The organism is Marinomonas foliarum (genome assembly GCF_016906065.1).
GTDB classification, from domain to species: domain Bacteria; phylum Pseudomonadota; class Gammaproteobacteria; order Pseudomonadales; family Marinomonadaceae; genus Marinomonas; species Marinomonas foliarum.
Window position 1 is genome coordinate 1,029,681 of sequence record NZ_CP070273.1, and the last position, 17,441, is coordinate 1,047,121.

At 40.9% G+C, this 17,441-nt stretch carries 16 protein-coding genes; 6 read left to right on the top strand and 10 right to left on the bottom strand.

The annotated features are described in order from the left end of the window. Positions 1–3 precede the first annotated feature (3 nt). The gene (locus JSY38_RS04795; protein ID WP_205115534.1) at positions 4–837 is read right to left on the bottom strand and encodes a substrate-binding periplasmic protein; all 834 of its coding nucleotides are present in this window, start codon (positions 835–837) and stop codon (positions 4–6) included. Positions 838–1,118: 281 nt separating this feature from the next. Next, positions 1,119–3,335, bottom strand: a complete 2,217-nt coding sequence (locus JSY38_RS04800) for a transglycosylase domain-containing protein (protein WP_239544344.1) — start codon at positions 3,333–3,335, stop codon at positions 1,119–1,121. Positions 3,336–3,700: 365 nt separating this feature from the next. On the opposite strand from JSY38_RS04800, the gene JSY38_RS04805 reads away from it, so the two are divergent. From JSY38_RS04805 to JSY38_RS04820, 4 genes are all read left to right on the top strand, one after another. Further along, positions 3,701–4,030 (top strand): Rieske (2Fe-2S) protein, encoded by a 330-nt coding sequence (locus JSY38_RS04805; protein ID WP_205115543.1) that lies wholly within the window; start codon positions 3,701–3,703, stop codon positions 4,028–4,030. Between the two features lie 214 nt (positions 4,031–4,244). Then, positions 4,245–4,787, top strand: a complete 543-nt coding sequence (gene modB / locus JSY38_RS04810) for a molybdate ABC transporter permease subunit (protein ID WP_338041466.1) — start codon at positions 4,245–4,247, stop codon at positions 4,785–4,787. Then, positions 4,784–5,044: an ATP-binding cassette domain-containing protein gene (locus JSY38_RS18630; RefSeq protein ID WP_181858484.1), complete on the top strand. Its 261-nt coding sequence runs from the start codon at positions 4,784–4,786 to the stop codon at positions 5,042–5,044. The genes modB and JSY38_RS18630 overlap by 4 nt, the downstream gene beginning before the upstream one ends. After that, positions 4,999–5,799, top strand: coding sequence for a molybdenum ABC transporter ATP-binding protein (locus JSY38_RS04820; protein ID WP_205115562.1), 801 nt, complete (start codon positions 4,999–5,001; stop codon positions 5,797–5,799). The genes JSY38_RS18630 and JSY38_RS04820 overlap by 46 nt, the downstream gene beginning before the upstream one ends. A 29-nt stretch (positions 5,800–5,828) precedes the next feature. On the opposite strand, the gene JSY38_RS04825 is transcribed toward JSY38_RS04820, so the two are convergent. Further along, the gene (locus JSY38_RS04825; protein WP_205115564.1) at positions 5,829–6,467 is read right to left on the bottom strand and encodes an HD domain-containing protein; all 639 of its coding nucleotides are present in this window, start codon (positions 6,465–6,467) and stop codon (positions 5,829–5,831) included. A gap of 162 nt (positions 6,468–6,629) precedes the next feature. Next, positions 6,630–7,241: an OmpW family outer membrane protein gene (locus JSY38_RS04830; protein ID WP_114410725.1), complete on the bottom strand. Its 612-nt coding sequence runs from the start codon at positions 7,239–7,241 to the stop codon at positions 6,630–6,632. Positions 7,242–7,554: 313 nt separating this feature from the next. Between JSY38_RS04830 and JSY38_RS04835 the strand changes: the two genes are divergently transcribed. Next, the gene (locus JSY38_RS04835) at positions 7,555–8,430 is read left to right on the top strand and encodes a carboxylate/amino acid/amine transporter (protein ID WP_205115565.1); all 876 of its coding nucleotides are present in this window, start codon (positions 7,555–7,557) and stop codon (positions 8,428–8,430) included. Positions 8,431–8,509: 79 nt separating this feature from the next. On the opposite strand, the gene JSY38_RS04840 is transcribed toward JSY38_RS04835, so the two are convergent. Then, positions 8,510–9,241 carry a YccT family protein gene (locus JSY38_RS04840; protein ID WP_205115566.1) on the bottom strand — a complete coding sequence of 244 codons (732 nt, stop codon included), beginning with the start codon at positions 9,239–9,241 and terminating at the stop codon, positions 8,510–8,512. 273 nt (positions 9,242–9,514) lie between these two features. Between JSY38_RS04840 and JSY38_RS04845 the strand changes: the two genes are divergently transcribed. After that, positions 9,515–10,558, top strand: a complete 1,044-nt coding sequence (locus tag JSY38_RS04845) for a GGDEF domain-containing protein (protein ID WP_205115568.1) — start codon at positions 9,515–9,517, stop codon at positions 10,556–10,558. Between the two features lies 1 nt (position 10,559). Here the strand turns inward: JSY38_RS04845 and JSY38_RS04850 are convergent, their stop codons facing one another. The 5 genes from JSY38_RS04850 to JSY38_RS04870 form a co-directional block, all read right to left on the bottom strand. Continuing rightward, entirely contained in the window at positions 10,560–10,988 is a 429-nt protein-coding gene (locus JSY38_RS04850; protein ID WP_114410721.1) for a GNAT family N-acetyltransferase, read from the bottom strand. Then, complete coding sequence (locus JSY38_RS04855) at positions 10,989–11,483, bottom strand: MgtC/SapB family protein (protein ID WP_114410720.1); 495 nt, start codon at positions 11,481–11,483, stop codon at positions 10,989–10,991. A gap of 94 nt (positions 11,484–11,577) precedes the next feature. After that, the gene (locus JSY38_RS04860; protein ID WP_205115569.1) at positions 11,578–13,566 is read right to left on the bottom strand and encodes a cache domain-containing protein; all 1,989 of its coding nucleotides are present in this window, start codon (positions 13,564–13,566) and stop codon (positions 11,578–11,580) included. A gap of 297 nt (positions 13,567–13,863) precedes the next feature. Then, the gene (locus tag JSY38_RS04865; RefSeq protein WP_205115571.1) at positions 13,864–15,282 is read right to left on the bottom strand and encodes an esterase-like activity of phytase family protein; all 1,419 of its coding nucleotides are present in this window, start codon (positions 15,280–15,282) and stop codon (positions 13,864–13,866) included. Between the two features lie 191 nt (positions 15,283–15,473). Beyond that, entirely contained in the window at positions 15,474–17,309 is a 1,836-nt protein-coding gene (locus tag JSY38_RS04870) for an ATP-binding protein (RefSeq protein WP_205115573.1), read from the bottom strand. Positions 17,310–17,441: the final 132 nt, after the last annotated feature.

Sequence of the window (17,441 nt, forward strand, 5' to 3'; positions counted from 1 at the left end):
CTTTTATTCAAGAGATAACCCAGCATGAAGACTTTCCTTCCATAATTTTTCGCCATCAATTAATGCCTGCTCAGTAAAACCTTCTTGCCTCATTTCTTGCAAGGCAACAGCAATACGATACTTCAGGCTATCTTCATTACATGGCGACTTTTTAGACATAGTAAGGTACAAACCTTCACTACTTATAAAAGGCTGTTGAGGAAAAATAGTGTCAGACAACCCCAAAACCACAGAGTAAGCAAGAGCAGGGCTTCTCTCATACAAAACATAATCAACACGATCGGCAGCAAGCATTCGCAAAGCTTGAGATAAACTAGCAACAGACAAAATATTTAGCTTGCGCTGAGCAAATTGATCAAACTCTTGACCAAAACTATTATTTATAACTGTCACCCCCCATTTACCAATCAAATCTTCTTTCTTATTAAAAGCAAAGCGCTTGTCTTTACGTTGCCATACAACGCTCGTTGTATGGAGCATTACAGGGGTAAAATAGTCCATATAATCCGCTCGCTCAGTGGTATAAAACGCGCCCGCCATTAAATCGACACGACCATTTTTCACTTCGGTTTGTGCTCGCGACCAAGGGCCGACATGGACTAACTTAATGGGAATATTTATACGTCGACTTAACTCATCAATAATAAGGCGGTTAACACCTTCTAGAGTTTTTGCGTTTGGTTTTTCTTGCCACAAGAAAGGAGGGTATTCTGAGTTACCTGATGCAGTAAGCTGAGTACATGATGATAAAGGAAGAGTTTCTTCACCTAAAACGATAGCACTCTTAAAAAAAGTCGCTATTAATAAACAGCAAACTAGGTGTGTAAGTAGTCGCATATCACGCCACTCCCTTTAACAAATAAAATTCAAACTACAAGTGACGAATTCAAACTACAAGTGACGCTTTGTATCCTACAACTATGGTGACCACGTTACAGTGAAAAAACACATAAGTACATGCCACTTAACTGAACTCTTGCGCTAAAAAATAGTATCGTCGGTAAATATAATCACGATTCGATGAAAAAAAACAGCAATCTGTTTAATTTCAACAACCTAAGGGATAATATAAAACCTAACTATTTAAAAGGCGCTTACTTTTACTAATCGTAATTGACTTAAAAAGGCCAAAAACATGAGCTACTGTCTTTGGGTTCAGTTCCCAAAATAAAAGCCAGTGAGGTTTTATCGCTACAACGGCTGGCTGCTATTTCAAACTCCTCATTCAGCACATCATAACGAGCCGCACCATTGGGCAAACTAGTAGGTAATGATCTAGGATTGACGTTTTTAGTAAAGTCTATCCAAACTTTCTGAGCGCCGCTGCTTCCAGTTATACTGAGCGGCACGTTATTATCGTCACCTAACCATACAGTTGAAGAATAATCTCCAGTAATCCCAACAAACCAACTGTCTTTTTGTTGATTTGTTGTTCCGGTTTTAGCTGCAAAATTCAAGTCTGGAAACGCAGCTTGCGCAGCTCGTGCAGTACCTATCTTAGGTGTTTTTGTCATTCCATCCAAAGTCACAGCAAGCAGAGCATCAGTAAAAGGCACATCATTTTGCTGATCAAAACGCTTCATTAATCGATCATTCTGATCCATAACAGCTAGCACAACCCCAAGCTCACTACTTTTTCCCTGAGACGCAATCGGCTGATACAAACGCGACACTTCAAACGGAGACAACTCTAATGCACCCAACGCCATGGCGGGGTGCATGGTAAATGAGCGCTTAACCCCTAATTGTCTTAACGTATCCCCTACTCTATCGAAGCCTATTTGCTCTGCCAATGAGACTGTCGCCAAATTATAGGATTTCGCCATCGCCTCATAAAGATGCACCACGCCATGAGTCTTTCGATCATAGTTTTCAGGCTCCCAGATCTGACCACCTACTTTGAACCGAAGTCGCTTATCTTCAATTTTTGACCACCATGTATAGCGCCCTGTCGCCAAAGCAGACATATAAAGCGGTGGTTTTACTAATGACCCAATAGGTCTTACGGCTCCTAACGCTCGGTTAAATCCTGTGTAATATTGGTCACTCGAACCAACGATAGCTCGCACCTGCCCCGTTATTCGGTCGGTAACCACCATCGCACCTTGTAGGCCCTTTAATTTCGCATCACGTCTTCCCAGTGCGGCTACTTGACGCTGCATAGCCGCACTTGCAGCACGCTGAGCTCTAATATCAACCCCAGTATAAATGCGTAGATTTTTTGTTGCTAAAGTCGCTTCATCAAAATCTCGCGAAAGCTGCATAGCAACAAGATCTAGGTAGTCACCATATACCGAGCGCTCTTTCTGCTTACTTGCAAGCCGAATGGGCTGTTTTATTAGACTATTGTAATCTTTATCAGATAAGCGCCCTTGTTCTTTCAACACTGCCAATACAGTATTCCGTCGAGCTTTTGCTCTATTTGGCGAGCGTTCAGGGTTGTATAAAGATGGACCTTTTACCATGCCAACTAAGAGTGCGAACTCATCTATATTAAGCTCGTTCAAAGGGCGGCCGAAGAAGTGCTGGCTAGCAGCGGCAAAGCCATGTAATGCGCTACTACCAAGCTGTGCGAGATAGACTTCATTCATATACGCCGTGATGATAGCTTCTTTTGAATAATGATATTCAAGCAACAAACTCATCACAACTTCGGTTAATTTGCGTGTGTAAGTTCGCTCAGAACTCAAATACATGTTTTTAACCAACTGCTGAGTCAGTGTAGAGCCACCCTGACGCCTAGAGCCTTGGGTAAAATTAACAACAACAGCTCGCGCAATCCCTGTTAAAGAAATCCCCCAGTGATGATAAAACTCCTGATCCTCAACGGCCACGAGGATATCAATAAGGGGTTTAGGTATTTCGTTGTAAGTTAATATTTGACGGCTTTCAGTATTACCACCATATAAATAGCCGATTCGTTGAGGCTCTATTCTTGCCTCACTGATTTCATCACCATTCAATGCTTGGATAACCAAACGACCATTTTCAAATGAAAAGATGCGCCTTTCACTTTCATGGAAACCAAGATGATCGACATAAGAGCGAAGATGCGCGCTTACTTTCGTTTGGCTACGAGCTGCCCAGCCTACCTTTTGACTGTTTCGGCCAAAACGATAACCCGTTTCCTCCAGCAAGCTCTCGAGATCTTGTTTTTTCCAAGGCGCGCCACTCGATAAAATAATAGGAGCACTATACACCTCAGAAGGCACCTGCCATTTTTGGCCTTCAAAGCGTTCAACAACTTGTCCATTTAACCACCATACCCAAGCGGAAAATGGGATACTAGCTACTAATGAAAGGATGAAGCCCCACTTAAAAAGAAAACGAAACATCCTCTTCAAAAAAGAAGATCGAGGGATTTTTTTCGTTTGAGACGAAGACTTACGAGAGGGTTTTGCCGGAGTTTTTTTAGCCATAGCGGCAAGTATAAGGAGCTTACCAAACGCAAGCAACGATCAAAATACAACTAGCTAAATTATTGCATATTGACTCACTTGCCATAGCACTTTAGAGTCGTTCCTCACGGAATGTTTAATTTACTGACATTTCCTTGATATTTAATCACTTAAACGGCCGTAGAATTGAAAGAAAACAGCACTAGATTGAAATGGATAACTCTATCATTCTAGTTCGCATAAACATGAAATGCGCCAATTCTCTTAAATAAGCAATCCATTATAAAAAGTGCGGTAATCACGTGTTTAATAAGCATCTTATTCCTGACGCGCAAAACCTTCCTGAAGGCAAAGCGCTGAACATAAAAGTAGCAGAGTACAACTTTTTGGTGACTAAGCAAAAAGGTCAAATTTTAGCCTATGAGAACCTTTGCCCTCACCAGAAAAAACAGTTAACTTGGTCTTCTAATCCAACCTTAGATGACGATGGAGATTATTTGAAGTGCCACCACCACGGTGCTCTTTTCTCTCCTATCGATGGGGTATGCATAACTGGACCCTGCCAAGGCAGCCACTTAAAAAAAGCCACCGTAGGCATTGAGCAAGGCAACTGCTATCTACTCTTTGCATAAAGCTTCTTTTATTAAATTACAGAATGGAAAAACATGGCTCATAAGGCATTTTTAGTTAACAAAACGCTATTTTTACTAAGCAAATTTAGCGTCTTGTTAACTATGGCTTTATGCTTTCTACTCTCGGCCAAATTATTCGCAACAGACGGACTTCACCTTGCTGTAGCCTCTAATTTTATTTCGCCAATACAGCAGTTAGCGAAAGACTATGAGAATGCCACTAGTATTACCTCCGACAGTACTTGGTTTCTATTTACTGCTTCTGTTAAGCCCTCAAGGGGCTGTGGGCTCTGTAATCAATAACATAGGGCTATCACCGTTACCTTTTAGCTTTGCAGGCTTAGTCATTGCTTCCATGCTTTACTCACTTCCTTTTGTTGTACAGCCTATTCAAAATGCTTTTATAACCATTGGAAAAGGGCCTTTAGAAGCAGCGGCCACCTTACGATCTTCGCCCTTAAACCGTTTCTTCCATGTGGCTATTCCATTAGCAAGACCTGGTTATATCAGTGCCGCTATTCTTGGATTTGCCCATACGGTGGGCGAATTAGGTGTGGTTCTTATGATAGGCGGAAACATCTCAAATGAAACAAGAGTTATTTCTATACAGATATATGACCATGTTGAAGCTCTAGAATACGGACAAGCTCATACTTTGTCTCTGCTGATGGTAGCTTTTGCATTTGTTGTACTCGCCTTTTTATACGGTGTGCAGAAACATCAAAAAAGCAAAGCGGTTTCTGGGGTGGTATTGTGACTCTTTTAGACGATGACAAATCATTGCACATACAAATTGTTAAGCCATCAATCAGGCACTCAAACTTCTCTTTAGATATTAACCTCCATCTCCCAAGTACTGGTGTTACGGCATTATTTGGATCATCAGGTTCAGGAAAAACCACGGTATTGCGTCATATAGCAGGTTTGGAGGCAAGTAATAACAGCCATATTCGCCTAGAAAATACTGTGTGGCAAACTCCTCAAACATCTCTCCCCCCCATAAACGACCCATAGGCTTTGTCTTCCAAGATGCAAACCTATTTGAGCATTTAACAGCTGAAGGTAACCTGCGCTTTGCAATGAAACGTGCTGATAAAGATCAATCAGTTATTTCTTATAATGAAATCACTCAGCTAATGAATATCGAATCTATTTTGCCCCAATATCCGGCACAATTATCGGGTGGCGAGCGTCAGCGAGTCGCCATTGCCAGAGCACTGCTTATTCAGCCAAAATTATTACTTATGGATGAACCCCTAGCCGCTCTAGATGAAGTGATCAGGTTAGCCGACCATATGGTGGTATTAGATAAAGGGCGAGTCTTAGAGGAAGGGGAAATTCATACCTTGCTTGGTAAACTTGGCACCTCATTTTCACGATACCAAGATGCCAGCGTAGTTATTTCCGGCACAGTAGCAAAACAAGAAGCGAAATGGGGACTTTCATGGCTCAGCTTCGATAACCAGACCATTGCTTTTAAGCAAGGCAATGAAAAGCTCAATGATACCGTGCGATTAAGAATTCAATCGAAAGATGTCAGCTTGTCCCTAAGCAAAGAAAATGACTCAAGCATCTTAAACCGCCTGAACGCTATTATTGACGACATGGAAAATGATCCTAAAGACCCAAATACAATGATCGTCCGATTATTGGTAGGCGACAAAACCCCAATATTAGCCAAATTAACGGCCTTATCGGTCCACCGCCTTTCACTAGTACAAGGAAAATCCGTCATTGCTCAAATCAAATCCACAGCGGTTCTCTCCTAATTTTTTAGTAAGCCACCAGCCACCGCTTGCTAGATTTCATAGGCCAATTGCTCTAAGAAAGTCCGCATAACACGCTCTCGTCTTCGTCCTTCCAGTTGAGCTGAAGGCGTATTCAAACGATCTACAATATGAAACAGTTTGTTATAAAAATGATCAATGGAATATAACGCATCATTTGGCTCACGCTGTTCGCAAAACGGATCATAAAAAGAATAGAGAGTTCGATTTAGCGCCCCACTAACCTGCATACAGCGAGCAATACCAACCGCCCCTAACGCATCCAAGCGGTCCGCATCTTGTACTATTTTGGCTTCCAATGTGTCAGTCGAAATATTGGCACTAAAACTATGGGAACAAATCGCGTGATGAATCGCTTTGTAGTACTCGCTTGGATAATTGATTGAAACAAGAAACTCTATCGCCTTGTCGGCAGCCATCCTCGAAGCCAAGTGTCTGTTAGGGTGGTTTTTAGGTAACGACACACAGTCATGAAGCCAAGCCGCAGGCACAACCACCGCTAAGTCAGCCTTCTCTGCTTCAGCAAGCTGCTTCGCCGTTTTTACAACTCGCAGAATATGGCTTATATCATGAGCAACATCCGCTTCTTCTTGCGTTTGCAAAAAAACACGGCTCTTCTGTTCAAACTCAATTAGAAAAGTTAACAACACTATATTTTCCTAGAAATGTTTCTTCATAAAGACCCGTAAGCCTATACCAAACGCATAAATCAAAACAAATGACATTTCAAAACCAGGAGCCAGCTCCTTGGGCGCAATAACAAAAAAGGGTCTTAATTTCGAATTAAGACCCTTTTTTAAACTGCTAAAGAATTAGAAGGTGTAGCCAACACTTGCCATAAAGGTAATAGGGTCAATGTCCGCATTGAAAGTGCCGACTGATGTATGAACATCGGTGTTAATATCCATGTACCAAAGAGACGCATTGGCGAACCAACGTTCAGATAGTTTCACGTCTACACCCACTTGAGCAGCCAAACCCAATGAGCTATCAAGGTCAACATCCGTATTGGCCAAATCGCCCTTACCTTCTTCATCAAAGAAAATAGTGTAATTCAAACCGGCACCAACATAAGGGCGAATTTGGCTGTTGGCTTGGCCAAAATAATATTGTGCCATGATAGAAGGCGGTAAATGTGAAACCTCAGCAACCTCTCCTAAACCGCCAGTAGATACTTTATGAGTAAATGGGGTGGCTGCCAAAAGTTCAACTCCAAACTGCTCAGTCAGCATATAGGTAAGCGTTACCCCGATTTGAGTATCATTATCCAGTTCCAATTCACCAGAACTAGCAACGTCATCACTGCTTTCGTTTGGCATGACAACCGCTAGACCGCCACGCACAAAGATATCACCAGCATCATGAGCCAATGCAGCAGATGAACAAAGTACAGAAAATAGAGCAACAGGGAGTAAAGCTTTCATAATCGATTCCTTTTTTGGTCAAACAACATGTCTGTGACAAAAAAGTAACAGGATCTAAAATCGACTTTTTAATCTAGATCAAGGTTTTGCTCGCCCGAAAGATACAACCAGGGGAACACACCCATTAGGTCAACAAAAAGCGAACTGCCAAAATAGAATCACTTTTTACTAAAATATGCAGAAAAAGAGGCCAACTTCAAAAAGTTGATATTGAAACACTAGTAAACCAGCAAAAATATAAAAGTAAACTGATTTACCACAGTGCAATTAATCGGTAAGATTTGCAAAAAATTTAACCTGGATAAAGAATAATATGCCAATACTTATTGCCGTCACGCTACTTTGGGCGTTTTCCTTTAGCTTAATTGGGGTCTACCTTGCTGGTCAGGTTGATGCTTGGTTTTCTGTATTAATGCGAGTCGCACTAGCGACAGTTGTGTTTCTACCTTTTCTAAAACTACGCCAGATAGAAGCAAAAATAGCTTTCAAATTAATGATCTGTGGTGCACTTCAGCTCGGCATCATGTATGGCTTTTACTATCAGTCATTTTTGTACCTGTCTGTTCCAGAAGTATTACTTTTTACCGTTATGACCCCTCTTTATGTCACGCTCATTAATGACATGTTAGATCGCCGTATCAATATTGGTTTTGCTATCAGTGCATTGCTTGCCATTCTGGGTGCTGTTGCTATTCGCTACCAAGGCATAGATGAAGGCTTCGTGAAGGGACTCTTGATTGTACAATGTGCGAATCTTTGTTTTGCTGCAGGGCAAGTAGGTTACAAGCGAGTCATTGCAAAAGAGCGCCCAGACTTACCTCAACGTACTGTATTTGGCTGGTTCTTCCTAGGAGCTCTTGCTGTCGTCATCCCTTGTTATCTTGCGCTTGGCAACCCAGATAAGCTGCCTACTACAACACTTCAGTGGTCTATTTTGACTTACTTGGGAATTGTTGCTTCGGGCCTTGGCTACTTTGCTTGGAACAAGGGTGCGACCTTAGTCAATATAGGCACATTGGCGGTAGCGAATAACCTACTGATTCCTGCAGGCATACTGGTCAATGTGCTTTTCTGGAACCGTGATGCAGATATTCTACGTTTAAGCATTGGTGGCGGGATTATATTACTGGCACTTTGGGTAAATGATAAATTCAACCAAAAACAGAACAAGACGCAAACCGCCTTTTAAAATAATACAATTTTCAAACAAAAAACGGACAACGCGGTAATCAACCACGCTGGCCGTTTTTTTGTTCGTTCATAGAGCGCTACTCTTTAATCAACCACTGCTGAAAAGCTTGCTGTGATTGTTTGTCAGCTTTATTAAACCAAAATGTCGACATCTCAAACTGAATGCTAGAGACCTCTGGTTTGTACAAATCATCCGCAATCCAAACTCGAATATTCTTACGAGTCACCTTGTCTGATTGGTTATACCAAAACTGCATCATTTGCAGCTCGACATCATCAGACATTCTAACAGGCGCAACATCAGGACCAGCTGATGAGGCATTCGCATTAATTGATTTTTTTGCCGTCAAACGCTCAACTTCTGTGACAAAATCACGGGTATTTTGTAACCCAGACTTCTTAGTGAGCATTTGCTGCTTGTAGTCGATTTCTTGGCCACTTACCTCATCAACAATTGAGAACTGAGGCTCTTTTACATTGTCTTCAGCTTGACTAACCGTAGATATATAAGGTGCTTTCAAGCTAAGGTATGTATCACTTTGAAACTGTAAATCCAACACAATTGGCTCAGACTGGAAAGTTTGAGTATCCCCGCCACTACGTAGTATTTTATTAAATCGAACAACGATTTGATGCGGCCCTTCATCTACATTGACTTTGAAGTCGTTGCCAAACTGCCGAGAACTTTCTAAGTCAACATACATAATTTCAAAAGATCTGGGCACTTCAAAAGTCGCTGCCATGGCTGGGAGTGCCGTGAAGCAGCTAACAAACATCACCACTGCACTAAATCCGTGTTTTACCTTCATCCTACATCCTTAAACATCATAATATTTCAAACAAATCTAACATAGAATTCTGTTTTAATTACGTGTGTAAGCCTAATTCAACAGTACTTGCGCGATTTTATCTTTTTTCTTCTACAATAAATAAAGTCGAACAATAGTACACAGAAAAAATATCGTAAAAAGCCTTTAAGCTAAGTACTATGTCAGAACTCAAGAGATCGTTAGAGCACCGCTTAATACAACCCAGAGTCTCTCATTCTCATATAAAATTAAAAAGGCACTTCTCGTAGCGGCATGCAAAACAGCAACAATACCCCAAACGCACTCACTCATAACTTAACGCTTAAAGTTATCAAACTAACCATTGCAGCCATAATTGCATCTGTGTTTTTTCGACCCTTTTTTGTGACATTGCCAGCCATATTTACTGTGCTGGATTTAATCAACCTAACACTGGTTACCATTTTTTATATTATCGTTCGCCTGAACCTTGCGACAAAGCAGGAAATAACACTTTCTCTATTGCTAGCCATAGTGCTAATTACACCAACCTTTTATCTATCAGGTGGTGTTAACAGCCATGTTGCTTTCGCTTTACCCCTGTATCCCATATTTGCAGCCCTGATTGGTGGTTTCCGAGAATCATTACTTGTCACCGCTTTTTTATCCATAAGCGTGATTATTACCACTATTTTCAATGGCCTAATTCCAGACTTAACAGGAGAAATACACTCAAACGAAAAATCCATCGCTCGCGGTTTTTGGCTAACAATATCCATTGTATTCAGCGGTGTGTTCGGCCTATTTTTCTTAAAAAAACACACTGAATTTACTGATCAGCTAAAAGACGAGAATATCCATGATCCTCTAACAGGCTTACTTAATCGACGAGGCTTAAACCGTAACTTTAGCCTTGCACTAGAAACTGCAGAAATGTCTTCTACACCGCTAAGCTTAATACTGATTGATATTGATTTATTCAAAAAAGTAAATGATATGTATGGGCATGACATTGGTGATATCTGTTTAATAGAAGTCGGAACAGTATTATCAAATAATATAAGAAAAACAGACACAATCGCCCGATTTGGCGGTGAAGAATTTATTATCCTTTTACCGAACACCTCACAAAATGAGGCCGCCAAAATAGCGGACAATTTGAGAAACATCATAGCTCAAGACAAGTTCAGCGACTTTAGTCTTCCATTAACCATTACGCTTGGCCTTGCAGAACGACACAAACAAAATGATAACGCACTTAATATGATTAAACGTGCCGATAAGGCACTTTACAGAGGGAAAGACAGAGGAAGAAACTGTGTCGAGCTGTCTGAATAAACTACCCTTTGTAGACATCAGGCTGCCATTTTTGCATAAAAGTCTCAGGTGAACCCAATGCGGTATAACCAAACTGCTGATATAAACTATGCGCGTCTCGAGTAGCCAATAAAATCCTTCGCAATCCCTGTAGTGATGGATGCTCATGAACACGCTGCATCAACCACTTTGACAGCCCCTGTCCTCGGTGCTCTTCATCAATAAAAACATCCGCCAAATACGCAAAAGTGGCTTGGTCCGTAATCATTCTAGCAAAGCCAACTTGCTTCCCATCAGACGAAAACACCCCAAAGCACAGCGAGTTTTCTAGCGCTTTTTTAAGCGTTTCTTTAGGTATGCCCGCTGCCCAATAAGAGCTCGATATGTAACTATAAATGACGTCAACATCCATTTCATTACTATCACTACTCACTCGATAACCTGAAACCATCTAGTCCTCTCTATTCACGTCTCGTTTACGCCAGCGACTGTATTTAGAATGTACTCCGCGAGTAAAATTCGACGAATAGCCTTCAAGAATATCTACACCATATAAAATAGCGACAACAACAAAAGACAATTTAATCGCCACATAAGAGCCAATAATCGCAATGCATACCCCAATTGCAGCAAGTGTCCAAATCGTTGCAGCAGAGGTCACACCAATAACGGCACCATCTTTAGACAACATAACACCAGCCCCAAGAAAACCAATTCCAGTAATCACCTGCCCAATAATTCGAGAAGGATCTGTCGTCTCAGCAGCAATAAACATCGACGAGGCAATAAACACATAAGTGCCCAATACAATTAGCGCCGAGGTTCTAATTCCTACAGGCTTTCCCCTTAATTGACGCTCTAAACCAACAATGACACCGCAAAAAATAGCGGTAGCTATCGAGCTCCAACGATAAGGATCAATAGAAAATAACGACTCTAAATTCATACAATGTTTCTTAGGGTTAATGTCATGTTTTTAAAACACAATGAAACCATTAAATTATCATATCTTCCACAGCATCAGCTTAATATTTTTTACACTAACAAGGAACAAGCACCCAAGAAACTATACTATTCTCATACCCATCCTGACGTTTGTATTCTCGATAACCTTCTGACTTTGCAGCACCAACAAGATAAGCCTTATCAGCTAATTTAATAATAGAAGCTGTCGAGCCATTTTGTTGCAATTCCGTACGATCAATATCAACCCAAAATACAGAGCCAACCGGATGATCATCCGATGAACTGGATACAACAAAACCTGTATCCGTGGTGAACAATGCCTTAGCCCCCGCTTTCACTTTACCATTTTCACGAGGCAAAATATCTTGAAGAATGGCCCTAAACTCATGCTTGGAATCGAAAACAACCCCAATTCCACCAATGGTCTGACGACTATCTTGTGAGTCTCGTATTGCTGCATTATAAATATAAGTGTGCTCTCCGCCATAGCAGTCAAATGTTGTAAAAGCGGATACGCTATAGGCATAGATATCTTGCAACTTAAACACAGCCTGCCCACAAGAGCTTTCCTCTATAGGCAGACCAACTTTGTCCTGGTAGCTTTCATCAGAAAAAGCCACATAATGTCCATTCTGATCATAGACATATAAAGTGTGGTAAACCGTATAAAGAGAATGAATCTTGGCAAGCGTTTCACGAATACTCGCAGTATCAATTTTTGTACTCGACAAAGCTAACTGCAATTGGCTGCTCAAGCCCCACCAGCGACAATCATTCGCACGCTCATACAAATTACGGTCCATGATATCGACAGCCAAACTTGCCTGTAAACGCATCGAATTTAATTGACCAGAGACTATTGTGGAGAATAAAGATTTAATCGAATCGGCAAATACATTATCAATATCCCGTCCTATTTTTTTAATCGCTTCTAACACAGGCATAAATTCAACCGCTTCCTTACGCGCAGCCGTGATGATGCCATTTAATACAATCAGCTCTAGGTCATCATTGATTGATATGGATTGATGCCGAATATCAAATAAATCAGCAGAAATAATACCCGTTAAGTGCGTAAAAGAAGCGAAGCTATGTTCATCAATAGTCTCTTGCCCTATTGTTTCAAGTGCTAATAAAGACCCTACATTCCAATCTGTAGGTCCAGAATAGCCTTGGTAAGCTTGTCCTTTGGCAGTAACTTGCACCATTTTTTTGTTATTTAAAGACACCATTTTAGGTGACAAGCTGATTGTTAGATTCTCTGGAAACGCTTGCTTATAATATTGTGGGGCGAACAGAACATCCCCTGCGCCATTTAAGAGCAAGAAATGGTTTTCTTCCTGTTCAAATAAAAGGCGATTAGTAATTTCCTCTAGCTCATTATCAAAGCGAAAACATAATACAATAACACCAACCACTTTCCCTTCATCTACAACTGCATTGGCATACAAGAGGTTCGGCTGTGTTCCCTCTAACAAGCTAGTACAGCCAAAATACTCGACGTATTGATCTGGCTTAGCCAGCGCTTGTTGAATGAAGGCATCTTGCACGTTTTCATTGCGAGCAGGCTGACTAAGCTGAAAAACCAGATCCCCATCGGGTGCAATCAATAACACGTCCTGATAGACAGAATATATATCGACATAGGCTTGTAGTCTGAGCCTCAAAAAATCTTTATCTTCTTCTTTTATATGATTATTTTTTAGAAATTGGACAACATCATAATCGGCTGATAAGAATCCGATATCAGCTGTTCGTTCAAACAAATTACGTATTAATACATCGATAGCCATCTGACAACGGGCTAGGTCCTGAGTCACCACCTTTCGAGCCTGTTCATTCGTTAGACTTTCAATTAAGCGTTTCTGAAGGTGGTGGAACTGATCCAACGTATGGTCCATATCTTCCAAAATGGTCGATGCAACTTCTAAACTATTAATCTTCCCTATTAGAGATATTTTCCCCCACCACGAACTTAATGAATGCAATGTCTGATCGTACTTATCAATGCCTCTAATAAAACGTTTTATCAAAGACTGGTTCTTTGAAAGAAACACTTCCATTTTAATGTCCTGTAAAATCTTAAGACCGCTATCAAAGCAATTTTTTTGCCAATATGTATAGTCACTAATAAAAACCCAAAAATAGTGGGACTAAATAATTTCAAAACGGAATTCATCGCCTATGAAAAATGTTAATTTAAAGGTCAATCAACTTAACTCTCTCGGTAGGAGCATGGCCTGCAGGAATAGGTTTGCTTTTCAATTTAAAGAAGCCCTTACAAGAATAATCATCTCATAAAATAAAAAAAGAAATGCACTGCGGCATTTCTTTTTTTAAAAAGTCATTCTGTGGAGGAATCAATTTCCCATCAAATCAGCTTTAATAATATAAAGTTTATTAGAATCCACTGTCGTATTATCCAATAATTTTTGCTCTAATTTTCCTTTAGTCGACCAGGTAGCAAAATCATCATCGTTTAATACACCAAGATGATGATCATCAATCACCCACAAGCCTTCCATTTTATCGTGTGGATAAGAAGTTGCTTTCACCATATCAACCACCAAAGCTTTATTCACAGGCTTGACCCCTCTATCTGACAAAGCATCCCAGCCATTTTTCATCGCGAACTGCTCTAGCGTTAAACCTTCGATCATTAAACCGTGACTATCATCACGCTTAACAGAGTCTGACAGACTAATCGATGAAAGCGGCGTGCCTGTTGTTAAATCAATACGGTAAACATGCTTTTGGGCATTCGGCTTGGCTTTAGAGTCACCACCAGGGCCGCCTAGTAAAAAGGCGCCATCTCGCTCAATAACCAAGAACTTATTCGTCGTTAAAGCCGATATATCAGAATTCGAGTTTTCATTGTTCTCTTGGCGATACAAATACTGCTCAGTTTTACCCGTGGTTAAATTCACTGTGACAATACGCGTTAAATCACTTTTTTGTGCCGCTTTATCTGGGTTCTGCAAAGTCGATTGCATGATGCCAACTAAGGTCGTTTCGTCTGGCGTAATGGCTAGCCCTTCCATGCCTCGGTTGGCTCGACGGTGCGCAAAAACAGCAGGCAGATGATAGACGTTACGACTGTCGTCTTTAAACGCATTAATGCGGCCAATCTCCACACCGTTGCTATCGAAGTGAACAATGTGCGGACCATACTCATCGCTCACCCAAAACGTACCATCTTTAAGTGCGACTAAACCCTCACCATCTAAACCGTAATCATCCAGCTTAATAGGATTGGTTGTCTTATCATGCGGCTTACTATCATCCATCAACACAGGGCTACCATCGGCATGATAGGGAGTTTCACCTGTTCCACCTAACGCAGAGGTATTTGGTAAACCAGAAATCAAACTGCCATTTGGACGTTTAAGCAAAATACTTTTAACCATAGTGACTTTGCCACCTGCATCGACTTCGAAAAGACCAATACGAGGCGTGTAAGAAGCAACAGGAAAGCTTTTCCCCTTACCGTAACCGCCATTATAATTTGCATTTGGACCACGATCTGTCAACGCATAAAACTGGTTAGCTTGATTTGGGTTCGCTACCATAGCCGACCCAAAACCACCATTACGAATTTCGAATGGTCGATTAGTTTTTCCATCGATCAAATCATTACGCAATACAGAGTAAGGCAGTTCACTACCTTCTGATGGAAAACTATCAACAAAACCGGTTGTCGATGTCGTAGCGGAGTTCGTCGTACAACCCGATAAAACACCAACTGAGACCAAACTTGCTAACCAAATTTTACTTGTCATTTTTTCGCCCTTTTATGTGAGAGTACTTGTCGTACTTCTATGATTCTCACAAAGATTAGCGTTTCGCTGTGACGATTTAATGAACAGACATAAAAAAGCCCAAGCATTGAGTTTCAATGGCTTAGGCTTAACTTGAAATGCTTGACCTCACGGATTAACCGATGCAAAGAAATCAGCCAATGAAAAGTAACCTAACTCTTTTTGCTAACCTCTTTTAATGTAATCTCATTGCGCATACCAGCTCGAACTTTGTTTACTATGAACTCCAGGTCTTCAAACAAGAAAGGTTTACTGATAAAAGCATTCATACCAGAATCAAGGCATTGTCGCTTAATATCTTCTTCCACATGGGCAGTCAGAGCGATAACCGGAGTTTGATTTAGACCTTTGCTTTTTTCAATCTGCCTAATAGCAACAGTGGTTGAAAAGCCGTCCATTTCCGGCATGTTACAGTCCATGAAAATAACATCATAATGTTGAGATCCATTAAACCTCTCCAACGCCATAACGCCCGTTTCTACTAAATCCACCGAACATCCCAATTTAAAGAAGAACTGCTCGCAGATCATTTGATTTACTTTATTATCTTCAGCCAACAGAACATGCAAGTTAGTTGGGAGATCAGGTTTTGTTAATGTACTCCCAGACTCTAGTGACTCCTTAAAAACCGACGGGACAGTCAGAGCAAAAGGAATGGCGATGGTAAACGTACTTCCCACACCCTCTTCACTCTCTACAGAAATAGTCCCACCCATAAGCTCAACTAAACGCTGGGTAATACTCAACCCCAATCCTGTGCCTCGAATATTAGGATTAAAATGGTTAACCTGATAAAATTGCTCAAAAATTTGCTGTTGCTCTTCAGACGATATACCAATGCCTGTGTCCCTAATAGCAAAAGACAAAATCACATTCTTGTCATCGTCACTTTGCTTACTAGTAACCTCAATAGAAATAGCCCCGTCATCGGTAAATTTAAAGGCATTACCAACAAGGTTATAAAGGATTTGATGAAGCCGGAAAGAGTCTCCATGCACTATCTCAGGGATATCTTCTATAGCACACGTTAGTACTATTGGCTTTTGCTCAAACTGAGGTGAAAGCAGCAACATTACCTCATCAACAACATTACGCGGGCTAAATGCAACTTTTTCCAACTCTAATTGCTCGGCATTAATTTTAGAGTAATCTAGAATATTATTAATTATATGCATCAAGGTTCGGCCTGCATTATTGATTACTGTCACTTGCTGCTGCTGCTTTTCGTTAAGGTCTCCCATCGCCAACAATTGCGCCATACCAAGCACGCCATTCATTGGCGTTCGTATTTCATGGGTCATCGAAGATAAAAAGTCGGCTTTGGCCTGTCCCGCTAACTCGGCAGCAATTTTCGCTTTTTCTAGCTCCTCGGCCTGTTCTGACAGCTTTAAATTGTCATTAAGAGCCTGCCAATAAGCGCGATTTTGCTGCTTTCCCGTCATCAAAATAAACAGGCCATAACCCAGAATTAAGCCAACAACAATCAGATTACCCGGCTCATCAAGAAACACACCTGCAGCCAATGCAAAAGGCAAACAGATTAACAGCCAATATGTGCGCATTATTTTATAGGAAGGCGCTAATACAGTAATGCCACCAATACTGATGCCTGCCGCCGCCATCATGTTAATGGTTACTGCCAAGTCGACAATAGGATTAATATAAAAAAGCCAAGCAGAACCACTGACCCACACAATAGCTGAAGAATTGTAGATGAAAGCATAACGAGAGAAGTACGAAGGGTAATCTATATCGTGTGAAGAAAACACTTTGAAAAATAAGGCCAAACGATAGATTTGGAGAAGGATAAAACCGCCGGAAAAAAGGCCAATAATGTCTAGATGCTCCCGCGCCGTTGCTGAACTAAAAACAGCAGACCAAAATGCAAGTAGATAGAAGACCCCACCATAGCGAGAACGTTTCGCTAAATCTTTTAAGCTAATGTCATTAACTTGTTTATCATCTAGCGCATAACGTGAATTATTCAATAAAACCCTCGAATTCAGTGGCCAAAAAAGTTTGAGAAAACCAGTTTCCAAAAAACTGACTTACGCCATAATAATCCATTTACAAAATATTAAAAACTAAGCAAAAAACCAGCAGGGGGAAGACTTGAACTC